Origin of the sequence: Rhizobium sp. PEPV16 (assembly GCF_008919455.1) — a bacterium.
Lineage (GTDB): Bacteria > Pseudomonadota > Alphaproteobacteria > Rhizobiales > Rhizobiaceae > Rhizobium > Rhizobium leguminosarum_Q.
The window spans coordinates 1-280 of sequence record NZ_VSZV01000234.1 but is presented as its reverse complement, the minus strand read 5'-3'; the positions used below and the strand labels follow the sequence as shown (position 1 = coordinate 280).

Sequence of the window (280 nt, the reverse complement as noted above, 5' to 3'; positions counted from 1 at the left end):
ACACCGGGATAAAGCCGATGCAGCTCTTCGGCCGGCATTCCCATCCCGACGCCATGGATAGGGGGAAGTTCGAAGGGGGCGCGGAAATGAACCTCGCCGAGACTGCCATCGGCGGTAATGCGCGTGCCGAATTCCTCGATATGCAGATGGCCTTCCGCCTGTAGGCTCGGCTCCTTCCAGCTCGTCCCCAAAGCCGCCTTCAGCTCCTCCACAGATACACCCGGCTGCATCGCCGCCAATCTCGCATTGTCTATCGGCATGCGTGTCCTCTCTCGCTGAC

The 280-nt window shown here is 61.4% G+C and carries 1 pseudogene; it reads right to left on the bottom strand.

The window, feature by feature from the left end:
• Positions 1 to 260: pseudogene (locus tag FY112_RS37170) on the bottom strand (hypothetical protein); the annotation flags it as partial.
• Positions 261 to 280: the final 20 nt, after the last annotated feature.